Raw genomic sequence first — 26,858 nt, 5'->3', positions numbered from 1 at the left:
TAAACTCTCGACAACCACGCGAAGCGGGCCTCCCCTGTGCCCGCACCAAGGGGCAAGACACCGATGGCGATCATCCGGAACGAGGCACTGCACAAGCAGGTGGCGGCGGCCATGAGGCAGTCGATCGCCTCGGGCGAATGGCCCCCCGGCACCCAACTGCCCACCGAGACCGACCTCGCCGAGACCTACGGTGTCTCCCGCCCCACCGTCCGGCTCGCCGTCGCCGCACTCCGCAGCGAGGGACAGCTCGACGTGAAGCAGGGCCGGGGCACCTTCGTCCGCGCCGCAGTGCACGGCCCTGCCAACGCCGTTGAGCGCACGGTCACCCGTCGCGGGAGCGAGTTCGCGACGCCGACCGACGCTTGGTTCGCGAGGGCCGAGGAGCCGACCACCTACCGCACCCGCACCGATGCCATCACGGCGCCGCTACTGGAGATGGACCAGGACGAGCTGATGATCGGCTGCGACCGCCTTCTCAGCGACCCAGCCGGCGACGGCCGCGCCCTCCACCGCCTCTTGCTCCCCATGGAGCGGATCGAGGCCACCCCACTCGCCCAACAGCCCACCGTCACACCGGCCGAGGCCTACGCAACGCTTGCCGCGGCCGGCCACGAACTCGCGTGGCGCGAACGGGTCAGCGCCCGCATCCCGCAGCCCGACGAGCGTGAAGCCCTCCGCCTCTCCGAGGCCGCCGTCCTGCTGGTCGCCCACCGCGTCACCTGCGACCAGGCGACCGGACTCCCCCTGATCCTCGAAGAGACCCGGCTCGGCGCCGAGACCACGGCCCTCAACTACGACATCGAGGCGAGGAAGCCCAACGCCACCCGCGCCAAGGCGGCCCGCTGACGGTCGCGGGCGCAGATCAGCCCCCACGTCCAAGTCGGGCGCGGGGGCTGTCGCATACCTTCTTCACTTACTCAAGGCGCCTCGCTCCGCTCGGCGGGGCAGGTGGGCGAAGCCCAAGGAAGGCACATCATCGGGCGGATCGAGATCCGGCGAGGATTCCCGGGTCTCCTGGAACTACTCAAGAGCAGCCTCACAGTACGTTCGGGGTGCCGCGCACGGCGCGGGCGGCGCCGGCCTTCCTCCGGCGCGCGCCCCGCCTCCTGTCTTCGCCCCGGCTGGGGCTTCGCCGTCGTCGGCCGCGCCCGCAAAGGGGCGAAAAGCTAAGACCGGGGCAGAAACGGACAGGTCCAACTTCCACCCCGCACAGCGGAGGGAAGGTGCACCGGGGAGTACCTCAGAACCAACCCCACCGGGGCCGGGGCGGGCGGCTCCACGGTTCTACCCACCTGCCCGGACCGGGACCCGCACCGAGCAAGACCGGGGGGCCACTCGGCCAAATTGCGGTCAGGCCCAACAGCCCTGACCGAGTCGCAGCAGCTTACGGCCCCCCGATCATGCTCGGACCCAGACCAGACAGGACACCGGCCAAAACCGCTCCACCACCCGCATGAGTGCTCCGCGAGTCGTCATTCTGCGCCGATGTTTCCAGCCTGGTGCTCAGACTGTGAATTCCGCCCCGCAGATCACACAGTGGATCTCACCCACGTGATCTTCGGAGACTTTGAATGGCTCGAAAGGATGGCACGGCGGCTCTACCATCACCATGTCGTCAGGATCGGCGGGTGGTGCGCTCGGCCCCAGATCCTCTGGAGTGAACTTGAATGCCGAGCCGGAAAGCTCCCGTCCCATCTCTGCGATCACCGCCTCCTTGGCTATCGACTCCGCGTAATCGAGCTGGGGGCGGGTCCACCATGTGTCTTTGCTCGACGGGATCCCGCAGTACGGGCAAAAATAGCTGTCCGGATCTATGAAGTCATCCGGCCTTTCGGCGGTTTCGCCATGAAACCACTTAAGCTCGACCTCGCAGGATGGGCACTCTCTGCGGAGGAATCCTGAATCGTCGAGCAGTACCTGAAATGAAATCTCCACCGCTACCCCCAGAGGCTGATTTTTGAGAAGAAGCTCACCGATTCGCCACTGTCCGTGGAACCGGTGATCTCGATGTCAAAGATCCCCTTTCCATCGGCCATCACTACCGATGCAGGGATTCCAACGGTTTCGCCAGGGCGCAGAATATCAATCGGAAGATCTCCGTCAAAAAGGTGAAAGCTGCGCGCCTCGGGCGGCGTAGTGACGGCCACGTTGAGAACGTCGACATTTCCCACATTGGAGATGATTAGCCGGCGGCTCTTACCTGCGTTCTGGAGTCTGGCGGTAAGCCTTGCCGCGATCTTTCGCTCTGGCGGTCGCTGGAGAATTCTCCCCCTCGCTGGAGGATCCTGATGGTGGTCCACCAGGTTTTGCTCATTGAGTAGATTAACCAGCGGATCGTAGACTCTGAAGAATTCGTCCCGAAGGTTGTGAAGTCGTAGCTCATCCTCTCCGCGTCGATGATCGGCAGGATTAAGCGTCCACGAGTCCATCGGGTGGTCTGATTCTTCATCCGCATGAGATGGCCTGTGGTCCGCGAAGAGGACGTCGAGCATTGCCTGCTCAAGTGCTTGGCCGGCTCCGAGGCATTGGGACTCGGCGCTGCGTAGGCGTGCATCGACGTAGTGCATCGGATTGGTGGCCATCGTGGTGAGCCCTTCGTCGAGCAGTCGGCTGACCTTTCCGCTGACCGAGAAGAAATCCTGAGTTCGCAACTGCCTGAGCCAGGCCGACAGCGGGGGAAATACGTTAAGGAACTGCTGTGCCCGTGCGCGGTCCCCGGCATGTGCAGAATTGATGTTCCGTGGGACCGTCTGGACCCCTGCCTGTCGTGCCTCAAGAATTCTTGCGCGCAGGGCCTTGTATACCGAGTCGCCGGAACTTTTTGCGTCGATCACACTGTTGTGATCTCCCGGCAGCATGGACACGTTGAGGAATGTGCTCTGCGCGGAAGCCCGCTTGACGACATTGTCTTCAGTTGCGCCATATACCCAGAACGGAATTGGACATGACGACGGACCGATCTGATTTGCCTGAACTACCTGATTCTGAACGATTCTATGCGTGTCGCTGACCAAGTCATTGAAGGGTCGAAGCGCTTGCTCCTGCGGGTGTTTTTGCCACCACTTTCGCCGGAGGCTGAGAGCAAACTCCGAGCCGGTGTTCGGGCAAGCAAAGAGGACGACGCCCTTGATCCTCGCCAGCTCTCCACCTCTACCTTCAGCCAGCATCCTTGCAAGATACCGCTGAGCGATTAGTCCGCCTTGGCTGTGGGCGACCAAAATGATGGGGCGGTCTTTTTCTACATCGTGTTCGAGGAATGATTTCAGATGGTCGGCATTGTCGTCTAGGGCGGGGATTCGCCGGTCTGGCCGGAACTTAAGGGCGGGCGACGCGTAGCCAAATAGATGGATCTCGGCAAATGTCAATTCCGGATCATCTTTAATTAGGGATCCGAGCGCGTTCCACGTTTCCGGGCTAGAGAAAAGCCCGTGAATGAAAACCACACCGAGGTCATCCTGCACTGTCTCAACCCACCGAGTCCGGACTAGTCTTCTATGAAGCGTAGGCGCTGCCCTCGATTCTGTCCTACCCAGATGCCTTTCGACAGGTGCTTGCACGGTCCGGCTGCAGCGCGGGGCCATGGCTGGTGGCAAGCATCTGGTGACCACCAGCTGCCAGGTCCAGAGCGTCAGAGTCGCGGCCTAGGGCGGCCGGAAGGAGAGCCTCGACCTGGGCCGGGTGCAGGCCATGTCGGCAGAGGGTTTCCAAGTGTCGGTGGACCTCATGATCCGGACCAATGGCGGACCATGGCGAAGGCCAAGCCGAGGCGAGGGCCCTAGAGTGCACGTCAAAGTGGGGCGTAGGGCTGGACGCGAAGCGGACTGTAAAGCCGCTCCTCGCTCCAGGAGCTCGCCGTCGGTGCTGCGATGAGGCAGACGACCCTGTCCGCACCCCGGGTCCCGTCCTTTACCGGCCGGGCGACCTCAACGCGCGTCGATCCTAGGGCGCGTGCCAGAGCCATGCCAGATCGGTCGGTACGTGACGGTGACTCGCGGTCGAACCCGGGTAGACAGGTGTCGGATGTCCAGGTAGGGCCATTCGCAGCTCAGGCCGCGTACCGCACGTCAATCCTTGTAAAGCGGGGGTCGTCGGCTCGAACCTGACAGGGGGCGAGACCGTTTCGTAGCGATCACGGAGTCAGGGGCAGAGCAGGATGGACCGCAAGCGCAGGGTCGATGACTGGACAGCGGGCACATACCTACACGCTTGGGCGACGGTCGAGATCCGAACCATGGCACGACGGCGCAAGCCGCTGAGCACGTGGCCCGACGACGACTTCGTTGCGTGCATCGCGTGGTTGGCTGACTTGTGCCATAACATGCCGGTTGATCCTTTCCGGGTACGTCGGTGGTGGCACTGGCGCGGCCGGCAGAACCGACAGCCCATGGATTGGACATGGAGGGTTGCCGGGCCAGCCGGCCGAGAGTGGATCCTGACCTCGTTGGAGAAGGCCGGGATGGACTGGACCCCGCCAGCAGACGAGCAGCCGCCAGGCCGTCTCCGAGCTGTACGGGACTGAGTCTCTAGCTGCGCTACAACGACCTCGTACCCCGCGTATAACCACGGACACTCACGGACCGCCTGTGCAGGTCATCGGCGTCTCTTACCCACGTTGGCCGGTGCCAGAGTTGCTTCGGGACGTAGAGGCCAGTCGGCCGGGGCCAGTACACGCTTCCGCAAGTGCTGGCCCCGGCCGTCAGGCTGACTCGCGGCGGACGTGTGCGGCCAGACAGAGCAGTTCTTCCAGACTCAACCAGCTCTCGGCCACCCCCTCCAAGCGGACCACCGGGCCGCCGCGCGCGTCGGTGTCGGGGATCGCCCGCAGCTCTGAGCGCTTCACCCCGCACGCTGCCAGCAGTTCGTTCAGGCCGTCCGCCGTCTGCCGGGCGGCGCGCCAGCCGGCCGCGTAGTCCACTCCCGGCAGCCACACCCACGAGTCCGGATCGAGGCCCGCCGCCAACTCCGCGCCGAAGTCGTCGTCCCCGTCCAACAGTCACTCAACTCCCATATTCCGCAACCGAACCGGCCGACCGTGCGCACACATGCCGAGGAGCCCGATACCATCGGCACCGGGTTCCGACCCACCGGACCACCCCTTCCCCGCCAAGGTCACGGGGTGGTCCGGTTCGTCTTCAGTTGTCCCTGCCCAGGGCCCGGAGCCCTACCTCGCGGCCTCACCCTCCTCGAAGTCGCGGCCGAAGATCCGCCGGAACAGCTCCGCCTCATTCAGCCCGGCCAGCGGATCATCCACTCCGTAGCGCTCGCGCCAGATCAGCTCCATGGGCCGCGCCGCAGAGCGGTCGAAGCTCTCCACCTCGGCGAACCACGCCGCCACGTCACGGTGGGCCGCACGCCGCCTCGGGGAGACGGCCCGCACCGGCCAGGAGAACTGACCGCGCAGCGCCCACCACCACACCAAGCTGCCCCACCAGGTCCGGGGGTCCCGCCGCCTCACGGCCGCACCCCGGGATCCGCCGGACAGAGCTTGACCACGTAGGGCGTGACCCCGACGAACGCGAGGGCCCGCACCTGCCCGTACGTCGCGAGTCGGTGCCCGATCGAAGGCGTCGCCGCCGGCCCGAACAAGTCGTCGAAGTACTTGCGCTGCTCGGCGTCCAGTGGCAGTGCCCGCAGCGAGCCGAGAAGCGCCGTCAACGCGTCCGACAGTCTCGCGAACTGCGCGGGCGCCGTGACCCCCCGGACCTCGACCGCCACCGGGAACGGGTAGGGCGCCTTCAACGGGGCGGTGCGCTCGCTTGCGTTCATGACCGCCCCTTTCTCCGCGCGCGGGCCCTGGCCGGCGGCCCGCCCGCCCTGTGCTCCAGGACTTTCAGCTCCACCCGCACCTGCACCGGCGGCTGCTTGACCCGCCGAACCTCTCCGAGGTACGCCGCCGCGCCGCCCTTGAGCGGCCTGTCCGTGTCCAGCGCCCACCTCAGGTAGTCCTGGATCGGCTCGACCGCCTCATCAAGCGTCGCCGGCGGGTCGACGGGGATCGCGACCTCCACCGCTTCCAACAGCTGGATCAAGGAGTCCACGTGCGCCAGGGCCCCCTTGGCGGTGGCCAGCAGTTCGGCGTGATCCATCTCCGCCAGCGGCACTCCGGACCGGATTCGCTCGACGGCCCAGTACGCCTCATCCACCCGCCACTGCCCCAGGCTGATCGCGATGTGCGGGAACCGATCAGCCGGACGCGACCGGGCGCCCGCACCAGGCTCCGAAGGAAGGGCCGTCACGCCGACACCTCCCCCGCACGGCGCGGGTGCCACGCGTGCACGCCGACCATCTGACCGTTGACGACGATGGTCCTGGCCAACGCCTTCCGTAGCCCCGCTCCGCAGTAGAAGCACCGCGCCCCCGCCACCGAGGACAGCCGCCTGAGCCTCATCGCGCACCACCTTCCGGGCCCACCAGAGCCCAAACGATCTTCCCGACACCTTCCGGCCGGAGGCAGCAGCCCCACTCCACGGACAAGGCCTCCACCAGACACAGCCCCCGGCCCGACACGTCGTCGACACCGGTGGACCGCCTGATCACCGGCCTCTCACCGCTCGCGTCGTGCACCTCCACCCGCAGGTGGTCACAGACCAACTCGAACCGGACGGCGATACGCCGCCCCTTGGGCACCCGGCCGTGCACCACCGCGTTCGTCACCAACTCGGAGAGGACGAGCAGAGCCCCGGGCAAGAGCGCGGGCCCTCCCTCGACGCCCATCAGGAATTCGCGGAGGAGGGAGCGGGCTGCGGGGACCGACAGTCGATGCCGCGGAACCCAGAAGAACGCCCACGGAGTGAGCGGAGACGCCGCAGCCTCTCCCGATGTACCAACCCTGTCCATCACGTCCGCCCCAACCCTCGCCAGACTCACTCGGTTCACAAAGCAGCCGCACCGGCCGTCCGCTTCAGACAACACCGCCGGGCCAGGTCGGAGTAATGTCGTAAGGGGTGTTGAACCGTTGTGAATGGTCGTCAGGCCGCCGACAGGGGAACGATCTTGAAGACACCGAACGCTAAACTCGCCGACTGGTTCGGCCGGACCGGCTGGTCTCTCGGCGAGCTCGCCCGACGCGTCAGGGCGAAGGCATCCGAGTGGGGACACACCCACATCTCATCGGATCCGTCCAGCATCAAGCGCTGGCTTGACGGCCAGTCGCCCCGCTGGCCGGTGCCGGACATCCTGGCGGACGTCTTCTCGACCCACTTCGGCTACCGGGTCACCGCCTACGACCTAGGACTTGAGGCTTCCGCCGTCGCGGACCGAGCCCTTGTCTACAACCAGTCGTACCCCGCTACGGTGGAGGCCGTTGCAGACCTTGGGAGGGCCGACGTGGATCGACGGAAGTTCCTGACCGGATCAACATTCGCTGTCGCAGCAGCAGTCGGACCATCTCGCGACTGGCTGCTCCAGACACTCGACCAGGCCCCGAAGCCTGGCCGGCGCGTCCTGCTGGAGGACGTGACCGCCGTCAAGAACATGTTCGGCGCGTTCCAGCAGATGGACATCTTCCAGGGTGGTGGGTCAGGCCGCCTCGCGCTCGCCGCGTACATGAACGAGCACGTGTTCCCGCTGCTCCGGCAGACCTACACGGAGGAGGTCCACCGGGCACTGTGCGAGGCAGCCGCAGAGCAGACGTACCTGCTCGGATGGATGGCCTACGACAACGGGGAGCATGGACCGGCCCAGCGCTACCTCATCCAGTCACTCCGCCTGGCCGAGGAGTCCAAGAACGCCGCTCTCGGCGCCCACGTGCTCGCTGGCATGGCCGATCAGGCCACGCTGCTCGGGCACCCGGACGAAGGTCGCCGCCTTGCCCAGGCCGGGCGCGCGGGACTGTCCAGGACACCGGAATCCGATGCTTGCCTGGCCGACCTGTGGGCACTCGAAGGACGCGCGCTAGCCAAGCTGGGCGAGAAGCGCGCGGCAGCTCAAGCGGTCGTCTCGTCGGAGCAGGCGTACGAGAAGGTCCAGCTCGACAACGAGGCCGAGTGGGCCCGGTTCATCGATCCCGCCTACTTGAACGGCGAGCACGCCAACACGTTCCAGGACATCGGCGCCGCCACCGAGTCCGAGCGGTACGCCCGCCTGTCGATCGAACACGCCCGGGTCCAGAAGCGCGCCCGTCGCGGCGCAATGTCGCATGCGGCCCTCGCGGTGTCCCACCTCCAGCGCCGGGACCTCGAAGCCGCGCACGCGGCTGGCCTGCGGACGCTCACCTTGACCAGTCAGGTCAAGTCGTCCCGCGCCGTCGAGGCCGTCCAGAGCCTCAAGCAGCAGATGGTTCCGTTCGGCCGTCATGCACTTGTGGCCGACTTCAACGATCGCGCCCGGGAACTGCTCGCGGCGTAACCACGCGCAGAGCCAATCGAGCCCTCTCCCAGTCATGGAAGAGGGCTCGATTGTTGCCACAGGAATTACAGCCGGCGACAGCAACGCCGGAGGCCCGATCAGAGCAGACCGAGGGCGGGCATCAGGTAGTAGAAGACGAAGACGGCGGCCACGGCGTACATGGCCGGCTGCACCTCACGTCCCCGGCCGGCGGCAAGGCGGAGGATGCAGAAGGTGATGAAACCAATACCCAAGCCGTTAGTGATTGAGTACGTGAACGGCATCATCACGATGGTCAGGAAGGCCGGGATCGCGATCGTGTAGTCGGCCCAGTCGATCTCCTTGATCGAGTTGGCCAGGATCAGGAAGCCGACGGTGACCAGGGCCGGGGTGGCGGCCTGGGCGGGGACCATGGTGGCGAGCGGGGTGAGGAAGAGCGCGACCACGAAGAAGGCGCCGGTCACGATCGAGGCGAAGCCGGTGCGGGCGCCCTCGCCGACGCCGGCCGTGGACTCCACGAAGCAGGTGTTGGCGGAGGAGGAGGTCGCGCCGCCGGCGGCGGTGGCGATGCCGTCCACCATCAGGATCCGGTTGATGCCGGGCAGGTCGCCCTTGGCGTCCAGCAGGTGGGCCTCGTCGGCGACGCCGAGGATGGTGCCCATCGCGTCGAAGAAGCAGGACATCAGGACGGTGAAGACGAAGAGGACGCCGGTGAGGACGCCGACCTTCTCGAAGCCGCCGAACAGGCTGACCTTGCCGACCAGGCCGAAGTCGGGCGCCGCCACCGGGTTGCCGGGCCAGCTGGGGACGGTGAGACCCCAGCTCGTGGCCGGGATGTCGGCGACCTTGTCGATCACCACGGCGAGGCCGGTCATCACGACGATGGAGACCAGGATCGCGCCGGGCACCTTGCGGACCACCAGCACCAGGGTGAGCAGCAGGCCGAGCACGAAGACCAGCACCGGCCAGCCGAGCAGGTGGCCGTTGCCGCCGAGCTGGAGCGGGACGGTGGTGTGGGCGGCGTCCGGGATGCGGCTGACGAAGCCGGAGTCGACCAGGCCGACCAGGCTGATGAAGAGGCCGATGCCGATCGCGATCGCCTTGCGCAGGCCGAGCGGGACGGCGTTCATGACGCGCTCGCGCAGACCGGTGGCGACCAGGATCATGATCGCGAAACCGGCCAGCACCACCATGCCCATGGCGTCCGGCCAGGTCATCTTGGGCGCGAGCTGCAGCGCGACGATGGTGTTGACGCCCAGGCCGGCGGCGAGGCCGATCGGGACGTTGCCGATCACGCCCATCAGCAGGGTGGTGAGACCCGCGGTGAGCGCGGTCGCGGTGACCAGCTGGGCGCTGTCCAGGTGGGCGCCGGTCATGTCCGTGGCACTGGCCAGGATGATCGGGTTGAGCACCAGGATGTACGCCATGGTGAAGAAGGTGGCGATGCCACCGCGGATCTCGCGCGGCAGGGTGGAGCCGCGCTCGGAGATCCGGAAGTAGCGGTCCAGCGCGCCGGCGGGGGGCTTCGGCGCGTTGGAGGCGGGCTCGGGCGACTCGGTGGTCGGCTGGGCCACAGGCATGCGTGCGTCCTCTGGTGGGGGCTGAGGAGGGGGACACCCGGAGCGACGGTGGTGGCCGGGCGGGCCCGGTGGGACGGGCACGAACACAGGCGTCCTGGGCATGGCGCGGCCAACCGGAATCACAAGTATGAGTTCCCAAATCGCACACGCGCTATCTTCGCGCGTAGAACGATCACACCCGGAGGAACGGCGGGGTGGCCGCCGGCCCGGGCGCGCCCCGACCGCCGCGGCGATGCCGGGGCCACCCGCCGAAGGTGTCCGGGACCGGCCCGCGTGATGGCGGACAACCGCACCCCGCCCCGTACGCTAGGCCTCATGCCGAAGAGCCCGCTGCACCCCTCGCCCCCGCCGCTGGAGGCCAACGACGTCGCCATCGTCGGCGGTGGCACGGTGCTGTGGTTCGTCGCCTTCCTGGTCCTGCTCCCCTTCCAGGGCACCCTCTCCGACCACGGCCACGGCAGCTGGCCGTGGATCTGCCTGTCCGGAGCCGGCCTCGGCCTGATCGGCCTCTGGTACTGCCGCGCCCGCCGGGACGCCATCGCCCGCGACCGGGCCGCCGCGGCCGCGTCGCAGACCGCCGCCGGTGACGGCGGCGACCCGGCCACCCAGTCGGACTGAATAGTCCTTTAGTAGCACGCATCGGACATAAGGCGCCCGTAGAGTCGGTGCCATGACGCACCCTGCGCAGCCTGCCGAAGAGACGCCCGGGGACCGGCACGACGGCGCCCACCCGCTCGGCCTGCTGCCCGGCCGGCGCGGCGGACTGAGCACCGCGGAGGTCGCCGAACGGGTCGCCCGAGGCGACGTCAACGACGTGCCGGTGCGGTCCAGCCGCTCCACCCGGGAGATCGTCCGGGCCAACGTCTTCACCCGGTTCAACGCGATCATCGGCGTGATGTTCGGCATCATCCTGGTCGTCGGACCGATCCAGGACGGACTGTTCGGCCTGGTCATCGTGGCCAACACGGCGATCGGCATCATCCAGGAGATGCGCGCCAAGAAGACCCTGGACAGCCTCGCGCTGATCGGCGAGGCCAGACCGCAGGTCCGCCGGGACGGCGCCGTCCAGCAGATCGCCACCGGCGAGATCGTGCTGGACGACACCGTGCTGCTCGGCATCGGCGACAAGGTGATCGTCGACGGCGAGGTCACCGAGGCGGACGGTCTGGAGATCGACGAATCGCTGCTCACCGGCGAGCCCGACTCGGTCCTGAAGCAGCCGGGCGACCAGGTGATGTCCGGCAGCTTCGTGGTGGCCGGCGCGGGCGCGTTCACCGCCACCAAGGTCGGCCGGGAGGCCTACGCGGCGCAGCTGGCCGAGGAGGCCAGCCGGTTCTCCCTGGTCAAGTCGGAGCTGCGCAGCGGCATCGACAGCATCCTGCGGTTCATCACCTGGCTGCTGATCCCCACCGCGATCGGTCTGATCATCAGCCAGCTCGCGGTGGAGGGACGGGACTGGAGGGAGGCCGTCCGGCGGATGATCGCCGGCATCGTGCCGATGGTCCCCGAGGGCCTGGTGCTGCTGACCTCGGTCGCCTTCGCGATCGGGGTGGTCCGGCTGGGCCGCAAGCAGTGCCTGGTGCAGGAGCTGCCCGCGATCGAGGGCCTGGCCCGGGTGGACACCGTCTGCCTGGACAAGACCGGCACCCTCACCGAGGGCGGCATGGACGTCGTCGAGCTGCGCACCCTGCCGCCGGGGCCGGAGGCCGACGGCCGGCCGAGGGCGGACGCGCCGCCGGGCCGGCCGGTCCTCTCCGACCCGGAGGTCGTCAAGCAGGCGCTCGGGGTGATGGCCGGCGCCGACACCCGCCCCAACCCCTCCATGCAGGCCGTCATCGACGCGTACGGCAGGGGCGACACGGAGCACGGCAACGGCGGCGGCTGGCGGGTGATCGAGGCGATGCCCTTCTCCTCCGCCCGCAAGTGGAGCGGTGTGCAGCTGCTGGAACCGCAGGGCGGCGAGGCCAGCTGGCTGCTGGGCGCCCCGGACGTGCTGCTGCCCACCGGCCACCCGGCCCTCACCGAGGTGGACGAACTGGGCACCAAGGGGCTGCGGGTGCTGCTGCTCGGCCGCACGCCCGTCCCGCTGGACTCCCCGGACCCGGCCGCCGACCTCCAGCCGCTCGCCCTGGTGGTGCTCCAGCAGCGGCTGCGCGAGGACGCCGCCGACACCCTGCGCTACTTCGAGGGGCAGCGCGTCCGGGCCAAGGTGATCTCCGGCGACGCCGCCGTCTCGGTCGGCGCGGTCGCCTCGCACCTGGGCCTGCCCGGCGCCGACCACCCGCTGGACGCCCGCACCCTGCCGACCGATCCGCAGGAGCTCGCCGACACCGCCGACCGGACCAGCGTCTTCGGCCGGGTGACCCCGCAGCAGAAGCGCGACCTGGTCGGCGCGCTGCAGTCGCGCGGGCACACCGTGGCGATGACCGGCGACGGCGTCAACGACGTGCTGGCGCTCAAGGACGCCGACATCGGCGTGGCGATGGGCACCGGCAGCGACGCCACCCGGGCGGTCGCGCAGATCGTGCTGCTGAACGACTCCTTCGCCACCCTGCCGTCGGTGGTCGCCGAGGGCCGCCGGGTGATCGGCAACATCGAGCGGGTGGCCGGGCTCTTCCTGGTGAAGACGGTCTACTCGGTCCTGCTCGCCCTCCTGGTGATCTTCACCCACTCGCCGTACCCGTTCCTGCCCCGGCACTCGACGGTGCTCTCCACCCTCACCATCGGGATCCCGGCCTTCTTCCTGGCGCTGGCGCCCAACAACGAACGGGCCAGGACCGGCTTCGTCCGCCGGGTGCTGCGGATGGCCGTGCCGGGCGGGATCATCGCCGGCACGGCCACCTTCACCGCGTACGCGCTGGCCCGGGCCGACCACGCCACGGACCTGAAGTCCGACACCAGCGTGGCGACGCTGACGCTGTTCCTGGTGGCGTTGTGGGTGCTGGCGATCGTGGCCCGGCCGTACAACTGGTGGCGGCTGCTGCTGATCGCGACGATGGGCGGGGCGTTCACGCTGGTGCTGACGGTGCCGTGGCTGTCCGACTTCTTCCAGCTCTCGCTCTCCGGCACCCGGGACCCGTGGATCGGTGTCGGCATCGCCCTGGTGGCCGGACTCCTGCTGGAGGTCTCCTGGCGGATCATGCGGCGGAAGGCGGATGATTGACCCCGAAGGGGGTCCTGAATGGCGCGCAGGGGTGGGGACTTGGAGGCGTTCACCGCCTTCCTGGGGGGAATGCTGGCGGCCGGGGCGGCCGGGCTCGCCCTGGTCGGCGCCGATGCGCTGATCGAACCGGGGCCGTGGCTGCGCAAGGCCGCGCCGGTGGTGGTCGCGGTGCTCTGGCTGACCGTCACGGTCGGCCTCTACCGGTGGCTGGGCGCGGCCGCCCCGACCGGCTGGACCGGGGCACGGGCGCCCGGGCCCGGCTCCCGCCCCGCCGGCCGGGACGGGCACCGGGCGGGCCACCCGCGCCCGGCCGGAGCCGACCGGGCGCCGGCCCGCCGCCCCGGCCGCGGGCCCGCCAGCCCGGTCAGCCCTCGAAGTCCCGGGCGGCCGAGAGCTCGTAGGCGCGGTCCGGCTCGGTGAGCGCGGCCAGCACCTCGAACCGGCGGTGCCACTGCCCGGCCGACCAGGCGAGACCGGCCGCCAGACCCTCCGGGGTCGCGGCGTGCAGCAGCCCCGGCACCGGCGGCAGCTCGAACTCGTCGTCCTCGTCCGCGGCTTCGACGGCGTCCGGGTCGTAGGGCGCCTCCGGGGCGTCCGCCGCGGTGTCCCACCGCCAGTGCACGGCGGCCTCCTCGCCGTCCGGGCCGACCACCAGCAGCTCCTCGTGCTCCTCGTAGGCCACCGGGCAGCCGGGCAGCAGCTCGCGGACCACGGCGGGCACCCGGTGCAGCTGCCCCTCGGAGAGCACCCGGCCGCCGGCCACCTCGCTGGCCAGCGAGACGTGCAGGCGCTCGGCGAGGTCGGCGGCCAGAGCCGGGGCGACCGGCAGCAGCGGGTACGGGTGGAGCAGCTGGACGAGGTCCGGGGCGTCGGCGACGACCGCCTCGGTGGCGTCCACCAGCACCGTGTGCGCGGGCCGGCGGCCGGTCTCCCGGTCCAGCGGCGGCAGCGCCCGGACGACCTCCAGCGGCTCGATCCGGTCCGCCGCCACCCGGGCCAACGCGCTGTGGATGCCGTGCAGTTGACGGTGCCCGACGACGGAGGCCGGGTCGGTGAGCCGGTCCAGCAGCTCGTCCGGCCCGTGCGGTTCGGCCAGCAGCGCGGTCAGCGTGGTGCGCACCCCGAGCGCGTGCAGGAACTGCTCGTCCAGCGTCGTCCGGGCCTCCTCGAAGAGGCCGCGCAGCAGCGGGTCGGCACCTGCCGCCCGCAGCCCGGCCGGCTCGCGGCCGTCCAGCACCGGGTGGTCGCGCAGCCACCACGCGGTGTACGGCGGCAGGTCCGCGTACGAGCCGTCGGGCAGCAGGGTGCGGACGGGGTTGACCACGGCCTCCCGGTACGGCGGGCGGGCGAGGGCGGCGAGCGCCTGCGGCCACGCGTCGTCGTCCACCAGGTCGAGGTCGCGGACGACCAGCAGTTCGGCCGCGACCGGCGGGACGCCGACCGGGTCGGCGTCGTCGGCGTGCAGTGCCTCCAGGGCGTCCTCGGCCCACTCGGCGAGGCCGTCGGGCGCCTCGTCCAGCAGCCCGGTGGGGTGACCGCCGGCCGCGCGGTCGGCGGGGGCGGTCGGGTCGAGCCGCTCCAGGTCGTCCGGGTCGAGCACCACGTCCTCGGCGCGGACCAGCACGAAGTCGGCCAACACCCCGACGGCGGTGAGGACTTCGGGGCCCCAGCGGTCCAGCAGCTCGTCGTCGATCCAGCCGGCGTCCTCCTCCCGGGCCAGTGCGGCGAACGGGCTGTCCGGCAGGATCAGCTCACCCGCGCGGGCCGGCTCGCCCTCGTCGTCCAGCAGCGCCAGCCGGGCCAGCCACGGGTGCTCGCCGACCGCCGGAGCGGCCGCCTTGACCAGGGCGAGCACGGACTCGGCGACGTCGGTGGCGGCGTCCAGGTCGTCCTCGGCCAGCTCGTAGGAGCGGGCCACGGCGGCCCGCACCTCGGGAGTGTCCAGCACCCCGGCCGGGGTGGCGGTGCCGGCGCCGAGCTTGGCCAGCAGCGGGTGCGCCGCCTCCGGGTGGGCCAGCCGCAGGTCGAGCAGGGCCAGCGCGCCGGCCAGCGCCTCGGGGTAGCCGGGGAAGGCCGCCCAGTCGGCGTCCTCCGAGGGCAGCAGGACCCGGCGCGGACCGGTGACCGTCCGGCCGTCGGCGAGCGGCACCGGCAGCGCGCCGAGCGCCTCCGGGTCGGCCGCGCCGAGCGCCGCGTAGAGGTTGCGCCACCAGGCGGGCTCGCGGTCCAGGCCGCCGAGCTGGTCGACCACGTCGGCCAGCGGCACCCGGCGCACGTTCAGCACCCGCAGCTCGGTGCGGCGCTCCAGGCCGGCCGGCAGCAGGCCGGGGAAGATCGGGGCCAGCGCCTCGACGACCGAGTGGTCCGCGCCCTCCAGCACCGTGGCGTCCCGGGGCCGCAGCGCCGGCGTGCCCTCCTCGACCGGTGCGGTGTGCGGCAGGAACGGCGTGCCGGGCAGCCGGGCGAGGATGCCGGCGCGCAGCGCGTTGTCCAGCGCGCCCTGGCCGAGCGGGCCGGGGACGAGCCCGAGCGAGCCGAGGTCGCCGCCGCGGGCGCGCAGCAGGTCGGCGTAGCTGTCGGCGGCGCGCTCGGTGACGAAGTCGGCGAGCGGGCCGGGGGCGACGTGCCGGCGGGTGGAGTCCAGCGGGTAGGAGGCGATCAGCAGCGCGGGCAGGCCGAGCGGTTCGTCGCTGGGGGTGGGCGCGTGCAGCACGGGGGCGATCCCGGTCGGCTGCGGGCTGCCGTCGGCGGCGACCGGGACGGCCCAGGTCACCGTCCAGTACGGACGGGCGCGCTCCTCGGTGGGTCGGTCGGCGAGCAGCGCGGCGTCCAGGGTGCCGGAGGCGCCGGCGGTCTGCCAGACGGTCTGCCGCAGCCGGCCGCCGGCGTCGTCGGTGACGGTCACCTCGGCGACGCCGTCGGGGCGCGCCTCGGCGGCGCCGCGGGTGAGGGTGCGGGTGCCCTCCTCGGTCTCCACCACGATCTCGGCGAGCCCGGGCAGGGTGAGCAGCAGGGCGTCGTCGATCCCGGCCAGCAGCCGGCGGGTGAGGTCCTCGGCGGCGGCGTCGCGCAGCGGCAGCACGACCACCGTGTCGTACCCGGCCGGGGCCGGGCCCTCGGCCGAGAACGGCAGCCGCAGCAGCGGCACGTGGCCGTCGCGGCGGCGCAGCTCCTCGCCGAGCGCCGGCTGCGCCTCGGCCAGCGCGCGGGCCTCGCCGAGCGACCAGCGCACGCCGCCGGCGGCACCCAGCACGGCGGGCTCGTCGGTGACGGCGAGGACGGCGGCGAAGCCGACGCCGAACCGGCCGACGGTGGGCTGCTCGTCGGCGCGCTTGGAGGAGGCGCGCAGGGTGGACAGCGACTCGACGGCGGCCGCGTCCAGCGGCGCACCGGTGTTGGCGGCGGCCAGCACACCGTCCGCCAGGGTCAGCCGCAGCCGGCCCGGGGCACCGCCCGCGCGGGCCGCCGCGTCGGCCGCGTTCTGCGCCAACTCGACGACCAGCCGGTCACGGTAGCCGCCGAGGGCGAGCTCCTCCTCGGCGTTGGCGTCCTCCCGGAACCGGGCCGGGGAGGCGGCCCAGGCGTCCAGCACCCGGCGGCGCAGGACGGCGCTGCCGAAGGGGTCCGCGTGGTGCTCGTCCGTGCCGCTGCCGATGATCCGAGGTTCCACTGGAACTGCCACCCTCCGCCGCCCTGTACTTCGTACGGGGGGCATTGTCCCCCGCCCGGGCACCCCCTGCGGACCGGGCCCGGGCCGCGGCGCCGTTCCGCCCGGTGGGGGCGGTTCCGGGCCGCTCCCGGGCCCGGCCCGGGAACAGGCGGACTCGGGAGCGCGACCCGGCTCAGGAGCCACCGGACTCAGGAGTGGCCGGACTCAGGAGCCACCGTGCTCAGGAGTGGCCGAGCTCCTCGGCCGGGGCGTCGGGCTCCACCGAACCGGAGGTGCGGTCGGGGTGCAGCTGGAGCGGCTCGACCACCAGCTCGTCCAGGATCAGCTCGGACGGCGCCGGCGGGGCCGGGATGACGGCCGCCTCGGAGTGCCCGCCGCAGCCGTACGCGAAGGAGACGATCTGACCGTCGGCCGGGCCGAACTCGTTGCCGCAGACACCGAAGGCCTGACCGAGCGAGCCGCCGATCGGGACGAGGAAGCCGCAGCTCGCGCAGGAGGCCGGCGCGGCCTGTGCCATCGGGGTCTGCGGGCCGTGCGCCTTCTCCCAGCGGTCGGCGGCCAGGTGCAGCCCGAGCCGGGAGAGCACCCGGCTGCGGCCCAGGCCGAGCTCCTCGGCGAGGGCGCCGATCTGGGCGCGGGCCGGGGCCGGCTGGACCGACGGGTCGGAGACGACCACGTCCTCCTCGGCCAGCGCCACCACGGAGTTCGGGGCCGGCTCGTCCTCGCCGGTCCAGCCCGGCTCCAGGCGCAGGTCGTCGGCGTCGGTGGGCAGCAGGTCCCCGGGGCCCATGTCGCCGGGGCGCAGCCGCTCGCTCCACGGCACCCACTGCGGGGCCAGCACGGCGTCGTCGCCCGGCAGCAGCACGACCTCGTCCAGGGTCACGTTCTTGGCACGGGGGGCGCGGGCCACGGTGACCGCCCAGTGCCAGCCCCGGTATGCCGCGTCCAGGCACTCGAAGGTGTGGGTGACGACGCGGTCGGCATCCGCCTGGACGCCGAGGTGCGCCCCTACGGTCTCTGCTCCGACGGCCTCGTCCGCTGCCTGCCGGGCGAGTTCGACGGCCTCGGCACAGAGCCGATCGGGGGTACGGCTTCGCATCGCAGCACTCACGGCGTCGATTCTCTCCCAGTTCTTCTGTTGCCCACGGCGTGTTGCCTGTTCCGTCGCGGCTCGGTTTCCCTCGACCATTCTGCGCGACCACGGGCCGCCACGGATACCGGCCGCGCCGCCCGTCCGGTCCTCCGGAGTCCGGCGCGCGTTCGGGCGGACCCTGGGCAGGCTACCCGCCGGTCGGCCACCCGGCACAGTCCGGGGCGCCCGCCGGCTCCGGAAGGGCCGCGCCGAGCGGAGCGGAATCCCGCGTCGCAGTACCGATTCTGGGGCAGGATGGGCTTGTGGCGGACGAAAAACCGTCGCAGCACGCACTGCGCGCCTCGCAGGCCGGCAGCCCCGACGAGGCGAACGCCGTGCCGCGACAGCAGGCTCCGGCCCCCGGTGCGGGCGAACCGCACCAGGTGGGCGCCTCGACGGTGCCCGGACGGGACGGCGACGGGCCGCCGGTGGATCTCGTGAAGCGCCCGGACCGGCCGGCCGACGAAGCGTCCGACGCCGCCGGAGAACTCGACGGCGCGCCCGAGGCCCGCCGACACTTCCTGGTCCGCACCGCCTCCGCCGCCGGCGCCCGAACCGGAAAGGTCGTACACGGCACCGGCCGGCGGATCCGCCGGGCGACCTCCGCCGAGGGCGCCGGGGAGTCCGGCCTGGCCAAGCTGATCGAGCTGCACGCGCTGAACTCCTTCGGCGACATGCTGATCACCGTGGCGCTGGCCTCCACCATCTTCTTCTCCGTCCCCACCGGCGAGGCGCGCGGCCGGGTCGCCCTCTACCTGCTGATCACCATGGCGCCGTTCGCGCTGCTGGCGCCGGTGATCGGCCCGCTGCTGGACCGCCTGCCGCACGGCCGGCGGGCCGCGATGGCGATGTCGATGCTGGCCCGCGCGGTGCTGGCGTGGACGATGGCCGGCACGGTGTCCGGCGGCGGGCTGGCGCTCTACCCGGAGGCGCTGGGCGTCCTGGTGGCGTCCAAGGCGTACGGGGTGGTGCGCAGCGTGGTCGTGCCACGACTGCTGCCGAGCCGGCTGTCACTCGTGAAGGCGAACTCCCGGGTCACCCTGGCCGGGCTGCTGGCCACCATGGTGGCGGCCGGGGTCGGCGGGGTGCTGCACCTGATCGGGCCGGGCTGGCCGCTGCGCGGCGCCTTCCTGGTCTTCGTGGTCGGCACCCTGATGGCCTTCCACCTGCCGCACGAGGTGGACTCCGCCAAGGGCGAGCAGCGGGCCGTCCTGCACGCCGAGGCGCACGGCGAGCCCGCCGCCGTGCCGGGCGCCGAGGAGGCCAGGAGCGCCGGCACCCCGAAGGCGTCCCTGCGCACCGTCGGCCCGTCGGTGATCCTGGCCCTGCGGGCGATGTCGGCCCTGCGCTGGCTGGTCGGCTTCCTGGTGATGTTCCTGGCGTTCCTGCTGCGCGAGGAGCCGGTCGGCGGGCTGCAGCCGACCCTGGCGCTCGGCCTGGTGGCGCTGGCCGCCGGCACCGGCAACGCGCTCGGCTCGGTGCTCGGCTCCTGGCTGCGGACCCGCGGCTCGGAGGCGACGGTCACCGCGATGCTGCTGCTGGCCACCTGCGCGACGGCCGCCGCCGCGCTCTGGTACGGCGTGGTGACGGTGGTGGTGGTCGCCGCCGCGTCCGGGGTGGCGGCCTCGCTGGGCAAGCTGGCGCTGGACGCGCTGATCCAGCGGGACGTCCCGGAGTCGGTGCGGACGTCGGCCTTCGCCCGCTCGGAGACGCTGCTGCAGCTGTCCTGGGTGGCCGGCGGCGCGGTCGGCATCCTGCTGCCGCTGGACGGCGCGCTGGGGCTCTCGGTGGCGGCCGGCGTGGTCGGCGTGGTGCTGCTCTGGACGGTTCGCGCGCTGGTCAAGGTGGGCACCCGGCGCCGCGCGACCGCCCCGCGGGTGGCCTAGCCCCGCGCCGCCCCCCGCACCGCCCCCGGGCCGCAACACGCGGTTGCCGACCCCCGCGTAGCGTGATCGGCAAAGCCCGGTAGCCTCTGACGCATGAGCCTCAGCACCCGTGTCATCGCCGCCGTCGGCGCCGTCGTCGTGATCGGCGCCGGCACGGTCGGCGGGTCCATCGCCTACGCGACGGGCCAGGAAGAACCCTCCAGCCACCGTGTCACCCTCACGGTCGGCCGGTCCTCCATGGAGGTCGGGCCGTTCTGCTTCAACGACGGCAAGCCGCTGACCGACGAGCAGCAGGAGGAGTGCCAGAACCGGGCGAGCAAGGCGCTGGACGAGGGCAAGCTGCCCTCCTCCGACGTGGTCGCCAGCGACCAGCTCGGCCTCGGCGTGACCCCGGACGTGGCCGACCGCGGCTGGTGGGCCAACACCAACGGCGGCCAGCAGGCCCAGGGCGGCCGCTTCATCCTCGCCTCGGCCGCCAAGGGCTCGACCTACTCCGGCTCGGTGTCGGCCTCCAAGGCCCTCAACGCCTCCGGCAAGACCCTGGTCACCGTGGTCGAGTCGGACCCGAAGCAGCCGGACGCGATCTACGGCGTCTGGTACTTCCAGCTGAACACCCAGGACGCCTGACCGGCCGTCCGATGACCGTGCGACTCCACGACGACGAGCAGTCGGCCCCCCGGCGGGGCCGACTGCTCGTCGTCGTCGCGGTGCCGGCCGAGGCCGCCGCCGTGCTGCGGGGCCTGGGCCACCGCGAGGACGGCGCGGAGGCCGCCCCGGTGCCGGTGCCCGGCGGCGGGCTGCACCGCGCCGAGCACCCCTCGGGGGTCACGGTGGACGTGCTGGCGGGCGGGGTCGGCCCGGCCGCCGCCGCCTCGGCCGCGTCCGCCGCGCTCGCCGTCGGCCAGTACGACCTGGTGCTCTCGGCGGGCATCGGCGGCGGGTTCGCCCCGGTCGCGCCGGTCGGCGCGACCGTGCTCGCCGAGGCGATCGTCGCCGCCGACCTGGGCGCGGAGACCCCGGAGGGCTTCGCCGACGTCACCGAACTGGGCTTCGGGACGGTCCGGCACACCCCCGCCCGGGCCGCCGTGGCCCGCGCCGCCGAGGCGCTGGGCGCCGCGGCCGGCGACTCCCCGGTGGTCACCGGCACCGTGCTCACCGTCTCGACGGTGACCGGCAGCGCCGCCCGCGCCGCCGCCCTGACCGCCCGCCACCCGGACGCGGTGGCCGAGGCGATGGAGGGCTTCGGGGTGGCCGAGGCCGCCGCCCGGCACGGGGTGCCGGTCTTCGAGCTGCGCACCGTCTCCAACCCGGTGGGCCCCCGCGACCGGGCCGCCTGGCGGATCGGCGAGGCCCTCGCCGCGCTGGAGCGGGCCTTCACCGCGCTCCCCTACCCGGAGCTCCTGACCACGTCCGAGGAGGCCCGCCGTGGCTGAACGGCTGACCATCGCCCACTCGCCCTGCCCGAACGACACCTTCGTGTTCCACGCCTGGACGCACGGCCTGGTGCCCGGCGCGGACGCCCCCGAGGTCACCTTCGCGGACATCGACGTCACCAACGGCCTGGCCGAGCACGGCGAACTGGACCTCCTGAAGGTCAGCTACGCCGCGCTGCCCTGGGTGCTGGACGAGTACGCGCTGCTGCCCTGCGGCGGCGCGCTCGGCCGCGGCTGCGGCCCGCTGGTGCTCACCCGCCCGGAGACCGGCGACGACCTGAGCGGCCGGACGGTCGCCGTCCCCTCCGAGCGGTCCACCGCCTACCTGCTGTTCCGGCTCTGGGCGGCCAAGGCGGTGCCCGGCGGCCTGGGGAAGATCGTCGTCCTGCCGTTCCACGAGATCATGCCCGCCGTCCGGGACGGCCGGGTGGACGCCGGCCTGGTGATCCACGAGGCCCGCTTCACCTACCGGCAGTACGGCCTGCGCAGCCTGGCCGACATGGGCGAGGCCTGGGAGCGAGAGACCGGCCTGCCGATCCCGCTCGGCGCGATCATCGCCAGGCGCTCGCTCGGCGCCGAACGGCTGCGCGCGGTCACCGAGGCGATCCGCGCCTCCGTCCGCCAGGCCTGGGCCGACCCGTCGGCCAGCCGGGAGTACGTGCTCGCGCACGCCCAGGAGATGGACCCGGCCGTCGCCGACCAGCACATCGGCCTGTACGTCAACGAGTTCACCGCCGACCTCGGCGAGGACGGCTACGCCGCGGTGCGGGCGCTGCTCACCCGGGCCGCCGCCGAGGGGCTGGTACCCCCGCTCGACCCGGGTGCGCTGGACGCCTGAGGACGGCCGGACCGGCCTACACGTCGAACTGGTCGGCCACCGCGCGCAGCACCCCGGCCAGCTTCTGGCCGGTCGGCTTGGCCGGGTAGCGGCCGTGCTGGAGCCCGGGCAGCACCGCGTCCATCATGGTGATCAGGTCCTGCACCAGCGCCGCCATGTCGTCCGCGCTCTTGCGCGTGGCGGCGGCGACCGACGGCAGCGCGTCCAGCAGCTGCACGGCCATCGCCTGGTCGCCGCGATGGCCCGCGACCACGCCGAACTCCACCCGCTGGCCGGGCTTCAGCACGGTGACACCGGCGGGCAGCGCCTTGGTGTGGACGAAGACGTCGCCGCCGTCGTCGCGCGAAAGGAAGCCGAAGCCCTTCGTCTCGTTGAACCACTTCACCTGGCCGGTGGGCATCTCGAACAGTCCTCGATGTGGGTGTGAGGGATCCCGGCCCTGGCCGGGGATCACTGGGTGGTGGAGGGCGGGCCGACCTCGGCTCCGCGCCCGTGGGGCGCTCATGGTCAGCACGCTGTGGAGAGCAGACTAACGGTCAGTCACTGCCTCATCCGCGATCCGCGGAGGATCCGTACCGGGCTCTGGTGGCCACCGGCGACCAGGTACTGGCACGGCCGGGACGCGGCTTCGCGCTTTCCACTGGCTCACACCCCCGGTCTGAGGAGACGGGGCGCACCTGTCGCACCCCTCGGCACAGCGTGCATACCCCCGCCCAGCAGGGATCAAAACTCCCAGCTTCCGGGAAACTGCGCAACGTGACCGGACGGGTCGCCCCCGAAACGGTCCGCCGCCGGCGCGGCCGGCGTCCTCTGCCAGACTGGGACGGCCGACCGACCACAGAGGAGCACCCCAGTGAGCAGCCAGAGCGCCGACCGCGGCGACGCCTACGTCAAGGCCGGAGCGATCGTCTTCGGGTTCGGCGCGCTCGCCACCCTGGTCACCTTCGTCCCGCTGTTCCTGCACCTGACGCCGCTGCCGACGGCCGCGTACTGGCTGAGCATGCTGATGCCGCTGGGCTTCCTGCTCGCCCTGACCGGCCTGCTGCTCTCCGCCCGCGCCCAGCGCCGCCGGGTGCACGCCGGGGCCTGACCGGCCCGTGCCCTAGCCGACCGGCCGCGCGGCCAGGTGGTCGGCCAGCCACTCGGGGAAGCCGGTGAGGTCGGCCAGCACCACGTCCGCGCCCGCCGCCAGCAGGTCCTCGGCGCCGTACGGCCCGGTCGCCACGCCGACCGCCACGGCGTCCGCGTGCTTGGCCCCCCGAATGTCGCCGAGGTGGTCGCCGACGTACACCGAGGCGCCGTGCTCGCGCAGCGCGACGCCCTTGGTCTCCGCCCAGAGGTCCCCCACCAGCGCGTCCGCGTGCAGCCCGGCGTGCTCCAGGTGCAGCCGGGCGTTCGGCTCGTACTTGCCGGTGATCACCACGACCCGGCCGCCGTGCGCGCGCACCGCGTCGATCGCGGCGTGCGCGCCGGGCAGGGCGACGGTCGGGGCGAAGGCGAGGTCCCGGTACAGCACGCGGTAGCGGTCGGCGACCGCCTGCACCCGCTCGGCCGGGAACCAGTTGCGCAGTTCGTCCAGCAGCGGCGGGCCGAGCCGGGTGACCACGAGGTCGGCGTCGATGTGCGCGCCGGTCTCCGCCGCGAGCGCCAGATAGGTGGCCCGGATACCGGGCCGGGTGTCCAGCAGGGTCATGTCGAGGTCGAAGCCGACGGTGAGCGGGACGTCCGGGGTCGCAGGCATGCCGCCAGGCTATCCAACCCCGCCGCCGGAACGGCCGGCTCCGTCCCGGTCCGGCTCCCGGCCGGGGGCCGGAGCGATTTGCCCCGGCTTCTCCGTGGAACTTAGGTTTGCCTGAGCTATCTGCGAGAGAGAGCCATGACCGACACCACCGCGCCGACGGCCGCACCCCGGTCCGCACCCGCGCCCGGCACGCGCCCGCTGCCGCGCCGCCGAATACTGTGGCTCGCCGCCGCACTGGCCCTGCTGGCCGCCGCCGTCCTGCTCAGCCTGGCCGTCGGCAGCCGCACCATCCCGCTCGGGGAGACCCTCGACGCCCTGTGGCACGGCGGGGACACCACCAACGCCGTGGTGGTCCGCGAGCTGCGGGTGCCGCGCACGGTGGTCGGTCTCGCGGTGGGCGCGGCGCTCGGCCTCGCCGGCGCCGTCATGCAGGGCATCACCCGCAACCCGATCGCCGACCCGGGCATCCTCGGCGTCAGCCAGGGCGCGGCGGCCGGCGTGGTGCTGGCGATCTCCGCGTTCGGCGTCTCCACCCTCACCGGGTACGTCTGGTTCGGCTTCGCCGGGGCGGTGATCGCCACCGTGCTGGTGTACGGCCTGGCCGGCCGGGGCCGGGGCGGGGCGACCCCGATCAAGCTGGCGCTGGCCGGCTCGGCGATGTCGGCGTTCATCGCCTCGCTCAACACCATGGTGCTCACCACCGACGCCGCCGCGATGGACCAGTTCCGGTTCTGGCACGTCGGGTCGCTCTCCGGACGCACCGCCGACGTGGCCTGGCAGCTGCTGCCCTTCCTGCTCGTCGGCACCGTCCTGGTGTTCGCGGTGGCGCGGGGGCTGGACGCGCTGGCGCTCGGCGACGACACCGCCAAGGGGCTCGGTGCCAGGACCGGCCTGGTGCGGGCGGTCGGCGCGCTCGGGGCCACCGTGCTGACCGGCTCGGCGGTCGCCGCCGCCGGTCCGATCGCCTTCGTCGGACTCGCCGTGCCGCACGCCGCCCGGGCGGTTGCCGGGGCGGACCACCGCTGGGTGCTCGCCTTCTCCGCCGTGCTCGGCCCGGCGCTGCTGCTGCTCGCCGACGCCTTCGGCCGGGTGCTCTTCCCGCCGTCCGAGGTGCCCGCCGGGGTGATGACCGCCCTGGTCGGTGTGCCGGTGCTGGTCGCGCTGGTCCGGCGCCGCAAGGTGGTGGCCGCGTGAGCGCCTCCGTCGTCCCGCTGCGGGGCTACACCGTGCTGCGCGCCGGGCGCGCCTCCTTCCTGCTGCACCGCCGCTCCGCCGTCGCGGTGCTCGGCCTGCTGCTGGCGCTGGCCGCCACCGTCGTCGCCTCGCTCTGCCTGGGCGAGTCCACCGTCTCCCCGGCCGAGGTGGTGAAGGTGGTGCTGGGGCGGCCCAGCCCGCACGAGCTGGTGGTCGGCGAGTTCCGGCTGCCCCGGGTGGTGGTCGGGCTACTGGTCGGCACCGCGCTCGGCCTGGCCGGCGCGCTGGTGCAGACCGTCGCCCGCAACCCGCTGGCCAGCCCCGACGTGGTCGGCGTCTCCTGGGGCGCCACCGCCACCGTGGTCGGGCTGATGGCGTACGGCGTGGTCGGCTCCGCCAGCCAGGTGCCGTGGGCGGCGGTCGCCGGCGGCCTGGTGGCCGGGGTGCTGGTGTACGCGCTGGCCTGGCGGCGCGGTCTGCTCGCCCAGCGGTTCGTGCTGATCGGCATCGGCATCAGCGTCGCGCTCTCCTCGCTCACCTCGGTCTTCCTGACCAAGGGCGACGGCTTCCAGGCGCAGGCCGCGAAGGTCTGGATGACCGGCAGCCTGAACGGCTCCGGGTACGACCAGGCCGGCTGGCTCGCCTGGGTGCTGCTGGCCGCCGTACCGGTGGCGCTCTGGGCGGCGCGGGCGCAGCGTTCGATCTCCTTCGACGACGCCACCGCCGTCGGGCTCGGCCTGCGGCTGGACCGGATCCGGCTCGGCATGGGGCTGCTCGGCGTCGTGCTGGCCTCCTGTGCGGCGGGCGCGGCCGGGCCGGTGGACTTCGTCGCGCTGATGGCCCCGCAGATCGCGCTGCGGCTGGCCCGCTCGGCACAGATCCCGCTGTTCTGCTCGGCCCTGACCGGTGCGCTGGTGGTCGTCCTGGCCGACCTGCTGGCCCGGCGGCTGCTCTCGCCCACCGAGCTGCCGGTCGGCGTGGTGACCGGCCTGGTCGGCGCGCCGTACCTGATGTGGCTGCTCGTCCGATCCCGCCGTGGAGGTTCCTGATGTCCGCCCGTCCGACGCCGGCCCACCGTCTCGAAGCCCGGGGCCTGACCCTCGCCTACGAGGCGCGCACGGTCGTGGAGGGGCTGGACCTGACCGTCCCGGACGGCCGGGTGACGGTGATCGTCGGCCCGAACGCCTGCGGCAAGTCGACGCTGCTGCGCGCGCTCGGCCGGCTGCTGAAGCCGGTGCGGGGCGCGGTGCTGCTGGACGGCGCCGAGCTGGCTCGCGTCCCGACCAAGCGGATCGCCCAGCGGATCGGGCTGCTCCCGCAGTCCCCGACCGCGCCCGAGGGCATCTCGGTGGCCGACCTGGTCTCCCGCGGCCGCCAGCCGCACCAGAGCTGGTGGCAGCAGTGGTCGGCCGAGGACGAGCGGGCGGTCGCCGAGGCGCTGGAGCGCACCTCCACCGCCGAACTGGCCGAGCGCAGCGTGGACGAGCTGTCCGGCGGCCAGCGCCAGCGGGCCTGGATCGCGATGGCGCTCGCCCAGGGCACCGACATCCTGCTGCTGGACGAGCCGACGACGTTCCTGGACATCGCGCACCAGGTCGAGGTGCTGGACCTGGTCCGGCGGCTCAACGTCGAGCGCGGGCGGACGGTGGTGGCCGTGCTGCACGACCTCAACCAGGCCGCCCGCTACGCCGACCACCTGGTGGCGATGCGCGCCGGCCGGATCGTCGCACAGGGTCCGCCGGCCGAGGTGGTGACGGCGGAGCTGGTGCGCGAGGTGTTCGGCCTGGACTCGGTGGTCGTGCCGGACCCGGTGACCGGTACCCCGCTGGTGGTCCCGGGCGCGCCGTGGGCGGTGAAGGCCGACGCCTAGCGGGCAATTCGGACATAATCGACGCG

Annotated in this window: 26 protein-coding genes; 13 read left to right on the top strand and 13 right to left on the bottom strand. The window is 72.2% G+C overall.

The window, feature by feature from the left end; translation table 11 throughout:
- Positions 1-63: 63 nt before the first annotated feature.
- Complete coding sequence (locus ACZ34W_RS09550; protein WP_465602922.1) at positions 64-846, top strand: GntR family transcriptional regulator; 783 nt, start codon at positions 64-66, stop codon at positions 844-846.
- 657 nt (positions 847-1,503) lie between these two features.
- Here ACZ34W_RS09550 and ACZ34W_RS09545 read toward each other — a convergent pair.
- The 8 genes from ACZ34W_RS09545 to ACZ34W_RS09510 form a co-directional block, all read right to left on the bottom strand.
- Positions 1,504-1,935: a hypothetical protein gene (locus ACZ34W_RS09545; RefSeq protein WP_465602920.1), complete on the bottom strand. Its 432-nt coding sequence runs from the start codon at positions 1,933-1,935 to the stop codon at positions 1,504-1,506.
- Between the two features lie 2 nt (positions 1,936-1,937).
- On the bottom strand, positions 1,938-3,461 hold the full coding sequence (locus tag ACZ34W_RS09540; RefSeq protein ID WP_465602918.1) for an alpha/beta fold hydrolase: 1,524 nt from the start codon (positions 3,459-3,461) through the stop codon (positions 1,938-1,940).
- 1,235 nt (positions 3,462-4,696) lie between these two features.
- The gene (locus ACZ34W_RS09535) at positions 4,697-4,990 is read right to left on the bottom strand and encodes a hypothetical protein (protein WP_465602916.1); all 294 of its coding nucleotides are present in this window, start codon (positions 4,988-4,990) and stop codon (positions 4,697-4,699) included.
- Between the two features lie 171 nt (positions 4,991-5,161).
- Complete coding sequence (locus tag ACZ34W_RS09530; protein ID WP_465602914.1) at positions 5,162-5,419, bottom strand: hypothetical protein; 258 nt, start codon at positions 5,417-5,419, stop codon at positions 5,162-5,164.
- A 32-nt stretch (positions 5,420-5,451) separates the two neighbouring features.
- Complete coding sequence (locus ACZ34W_RS09525) at positions 5,452-5,766, bottom strand: hypothetical protein (RefSeq protein ID WP_465602912.1); 315 nt, start codon at positions 5,764-5,766, stop codon at positions 5,452-5,454.
- Entirely contained in the window at positions 5,763-6,236 is a 474-nt protein-coding gene (locus tag ACZ34W_RS09520) for a hypothetical protein (protein WP_465602910.1), read from the bottom strand. The genes ACZ34W_RS09525 and ACZ34W_RS09520 overlap by 4 nt, the downstream gene beginning before the upstream one ends.
- Complete coding sequence (locus ACZ34W_RS09515) at positions 6,233-6,388, bottom strand: hypothetical protein (RefSeq protein ID WP_465602908.1); 156 nt, start codon at positions 6,386-6,388, stop codon at positions 6,233-6,235. Before ACZ34W_RS09515 ends, ACZ34W_RS09520 begins: the two co-directional genes overlap by 4 nt.
- Positions 6,385-6,867 (bottom strand): ATP-binding protein, encoded by a 483-nt coding sequence (locus tag ACZ34W_RS09510; RefSeq protein WP_465602906.1) that lies wholly within the window; start codon positions 6,865-6,867, stop codon positions 6,385-6,387. Before ACZ34W_RS09510 ends, ACZ34W_RS09515 begins: the two co-directional genes overlap by 4 nt.
- A gap of 126 nt (positions 6,868-6,993) precedes the next feature.
- Between ACZ34W_RS09510 and ACZ34W_RS09505 the strand changes: the two genes are divergently transcribed.
- Positions 6,994-8,346 carry a transcriptional regulator gene (locus ACZ34W_RS09505; protein ID WP_465602904.1) on the top strand — a complete coding sequence of 451 codons (1,353 nt, stop codon included), beginning with the start codon at positions 6,994-6,996 and terminating at the stop codon, positions 8,344-8,346.
- Between the two features lie 98 nt (positions 8,347-8,444).
- Here ACZ34W_RS09505 and ACZ34W_RS09500 read toward each other — a convergent pair whose 3' ends face one another.
- A complete protein-coding gene (locus ACZ34W_RS09500; protein WP_465602902.1) occupies positions 8,445-9,905 on the bottom strand; it encodes an NCS2 family permease in 1,461 nt (486 codons plus the stop codon).
- 315 nt (positions 9,906-10,220) lie between these two features.
- On the opposite strand from ACZ34W_RS09500, the gene ACZ34W_RS09495 reads away from it, so the two are divergent.
- The 3 genes from ACZ34W_RS09495 to ACZ34W_RS09485 are packed head-to-tail and all read left to right on the top strand — an operon-like array spanning position 10,221 to position 13,488.
- Complete coding sequence (locus tag ACZ34W_RS09495; RefSeq protein ID WP_329489180.1) at positions 10,221-10,523, top strand: DUF2530 domain-containing protein; 303 nt, start codon at positions 10,221-10,223, stop codon at positions 10,521-10,523.
- 52 nt (positions 10,524-10,575) lie between these two features.
- Positions 10,576-13,068: an HAD-IC family P-type ATPase gene (locus ACZ34W_RS09490; protein ID WP_465602899.1), complete on the top strand. Its 2,493-nt coding sequence runs from the start codon at positions 10,576-10,578 to the stop codon at positions 13,066-13,068.
- 18 nt (positions 13,069-13,086) lie between these two features.
- Complete coding sequence (locus ACZ34W_RS09485) at positions 13,087-13,488, top strand: hypothetical protein (RefSeq protein WP_465602897.1); 402 nt, start codon at positions 13,087-13,089, stop codon at positions 13,486-13,488.
- On the opposite strand, the gene ACZ34W_RS09480 is transcribed toward ACZ34W_RS09485, so the two are convergent.
- Positions 13,433-16,738: a sacsin N-terminal ATP-binding-like domain-containing protein gene (locus ACZ34W_RS09480; protein ID WP_465602895.1), complete on the bottom strand. Its 3,306-nt coding sequence runs from the start codon at positions 16,736-16,738 to the stop codon at positions 13,433-13,435. The two genes, ACZ34W_RS09485 and ACZ34W_RS09480, sit on opposite strands and share 56 nt — an antisense overlap.
- A gap of 220 nt (positions 16,739-16,958) precedes the next feature.
- Positions 16,959-17,837 carry a DUF3027 domain-containing protein gene (locus ACZ34W_RS09475; RefSeq protein ID WP_329492206.1) on the bottom strand — a complete coding sequence of 293 codons (879 nt, stop codon included), beginning with the start codon at positions 17,835-17,837 and terminating at the stop codon, positions 16,959-16,961.
- Positions 17,838-18,391: 554 nt separating this feature from the next.
- Here ACZ34W_RS09475 and ACZ34W_RS09470 point away from each other — a divergent pair.
- The 4 genes from ACZ34W_RS09470 to ACZ34W_RS09455 all read left to right on the top strand — a co-directional run bounded on the left by ACZ34W_RS09470 (position 18,392) and on the right by ACZ34W_RS09455 (position 22,027).
- A complete protein-coding gene (locus ACZ34W_RS09470; RefSeq protein ID WP_465603080.1) occupies positions 18,392-19,756 on the top strand; it encodes an MFS transporter in 1,365 nt (454 codons plus the stop codon).
- 93 nt (positions 19,757-19,849) lie between these two features.
- Positions 19,850-20,383, top strand: coding sequence for a hypothetical protein (locus tag ACZ34W_RS09465; RefSeq protein WP_329489176.1), 534 nt, complete (start codon positions 19,850-19,852; stop codon positions 20,381-20,383).
- 11 nt (positions 20,384-20,394) lie between these two features.
- Complete coding sequence (locus tag ACZ34W_RS09460) at positions 20,395-21,189, top strand: futalosine hydrolase (RefSeq protein WP_465602893.1); 795 nt, start codon at positions 20,395-20,397, stop codon at positions 21,187-21,189.
- Complete coding sequence (locus ACZ34W_RS09455; RefSeq protein WP_465602891.1) at positions 21,182-22,027, top strand: 1,4-dihydroxy-6-naphthoate synthase; 846 nt, start codon at positions 21,182-21,184, stop codon at positions 22,025-22,027. Before ACZ34W_RS09460 ends, ACZ34W_RS09455 begins: the two co-directional genes overlap by 8 nt.
- 16 nt (positions 22,028-22,043) lie before the next feature.
- Here ACZ34W_RS09455 and ACZ34W_RS09450 read toward each other — a convergent pair whose 3' ends face one another.
- A complete protein-coding gene (locus ACZ34W_RS09450) occupies positions 22,044-22,427 on the bottom strand; it encodes a cold-shock protein (protein WP_329489173.1) in 384 nt (127 codons plus the stop codon).
- A 453-nt stretch (positions 22,428-22,880) separates the two neighbouring features.
- On the opposite strand from ACZ34W_RS09450, the gene ACZ34W_RS09445 reads away from it, so the two are divergent.
- Positions 22,881-23,117, top strand: coding sequence for a hypothetical protein (locus ACZ34W_RS09445; protein ID WP_329489172.1), 237 nt, complete (start codon positions 22,881-22,883; stop codon positions 23,115-23,117).
- A 12-nt stretch (positions 23,118-23,129) separates the two neighbouring features.
- On the opposite strand, the gene ACZ34W_RS09440 is transcribed toward ACZ34W_RS09445, so the two are convergent.
- Positions 23,130-23,768 (bottom strand): HAD family hydrolase, encoded by a 639-nt coding sequence (locus ACZ34W_RS09440; protein ID WP_465602889.1) that lies wholly within the window; start codon positions 23,766-23,768, stop codon positions 23,130-23,132.
- Positions 23,769-23,903: 135 nt separating this feature from the next.
- Here ACZ34W_RS09440 and ACZ34W_RS09435 point away from each other — a divergent pair, with 135 nt between their 5' ends.
- Genes ACZ34W_RS09435 through ACZ34W_RS09425 form a run of 3 tightly spaced genes read left to right on the top strand, consistent with a single transcriptional unit; the run spans position 23,904 to position 26,832 of the window.
- A complete protein-coding gene (locus ACZ34W_RS09435; RefSeq protein WP_396488862.1) occupies positions 23,904-24,962 on the top strand; it encodes a FecCD family ABC transporter permease in 1,059 nt (352 codons plus the stop codon).
- The gene (locus ACZ34W_RS09430; protein ID WP_465602886.1) at positions 24,959-26,011 is read left to right on the top strand and encodes a FecCD family ABC transporter permease; all 1,053 of its coding nucleotides are present in this window, start codon (positions 24,959-24,961) and stop codon (positions 26,009-26,011) included. Before ACZ34W_RS09435 ends, ACZ34W_RS09430 begins: the two co-directional genes overlap by 4 nt.
- On the top strand, positions 26,011-26,832 hold the full coding sequence (locus tag ACZ34W_RS09425) for an ABC transporter ATP-binding protein (protein WP_329489168.1): 822 nt from the start codon (positions 26,011-26,013) through the stop codon (positions 26,830-26,832). Before ACZ34W_RS09430 ends, ACZ34W_RS09425 begins: the two co-directional genes overlap by 1 nt.
- Positions 26,833-26,858: the final 26 nt, after the last annotated feature.

The sequence above is a fragment of the Kitasatospora sp. NPDC022856 genome (assembly GCF_055561235.1).
The sequence above is the reverse complement of the archived record's forward strand: the minus strand, read 5'-3'. Positions and strand labels throughout refer to the sequence as shown.

What these genes read in the sequence shown, in the direction of transcription:
- ACZ34W_RS09465 (WP_329489176.1), top strand. Translation starts at nt 19,850, where the DNA reads ATGAGCCTCAGCACCCGTGTCATCGCCGCCGTCGGCGCCGTCGTCGTG.
- ACZ34W_RS09550 (WP_465602922.1), top strand. Translation starts at nt 64, where the DNA reads ATGGCGATCATCCGGAACGAGGCACTGCACAAGCAGGTGGCGGCGGCC.
- ACZ34W_RS09450 (WP_329489173.1), bottom strand. Translation starts at nt 22,427, where the DNA reads ATGCCCACCGGCCAGGTGAAGTGGTTCAACGAGACGAAGGGCTTCGGC.
- ACZ34W_RS09475 (WP_329492206.1), bottom strand. Translation starts at nt 17,837, where the DNA reads ATGCGAAGCCGTACCCCCGATCGGCTCTGTGCCGAGGCCGTCGAACTC.
- ACZ34W_RS09515 (WP_465602908.1), bottom strand. Translation starts at nt 6,388, where the DNA reads ATGAGGCTCAGGCGGCTGTCCTCGGTGGCGGGGGCGCGGTGCTTCTAC.
- ACZ34W_RS09490 (WP_465602899.1), top strand. Translation starts at nt 10,576, where the DNA reads ATGACGCACCCTGCGCAGCCTGCCGAAGAGACGCCCGGGGACCGGCAC.
- ACZ34W_RS09500 (WP_465602902.1), bottom strand. Translation starts at nt 9,905, where the DNA reads ATGCCTGTGGCCCAGCCGACCACCGAGTCGCCCGAGCCCGCCTCCAAC.
- ACZ34W_RS09435 (WP_396488862.1), top strand. Translation starts at nt 23,904, where the DNA reads ATGACCGACACCACCGCGCCGACGGCCGCACCCCGGTCCGCACCCGCG.
- ACZ34W_RS09485 (WP_465602897.1), top strand. Translation starts at nt 13,087, where the DNA reads ATGGCGCGCAGGGGTGGGGACTTGGAGGCGTTCACCGCCTTCCTGGGG.
- ACZ34W_RS09425 (WP_329489168.1), top strand. Translation starts at nt 26,011, where the DNA reads ATGTCCGCCCGTCCGACGCCGGCCCACCGTCTCGAAGCCCGGGGCCTG.
- ACZ34W_RS09495 (WP_329489180.1), top strand. Translation starts at nt 10,221, where the DNA reads ATGCCGAAGAGCCCGCTGCACCCCTCGCCCCCGCCGCTGGAGGCCAAC.
- ACZ34W_RS09440 (WP_465602889.1), bottom strand. Translation starts at nt 23,768, where the DNA reads ATGCCTGCGACCCCGGACGTCCCGCTCACCGTCGGCTTCGACCTCGAC.
- ACZ34W_RS09460 (WP_465602893.1), top strand. Translation starts at nt 20,395, where the DNA reads ATGACCGTGCGACTCCACGACGACGAGCAGTCGGCCCCCCGGCGGGGC.
- ACZ34W_RS09525 (WP_465602912.1), bottom strand. Translation starts at nt 5,766, where the DNA reads ATGAACGCAAGCGAGCGCACCGCCCCGTTGAAGGCGCCCTACCCGTTC.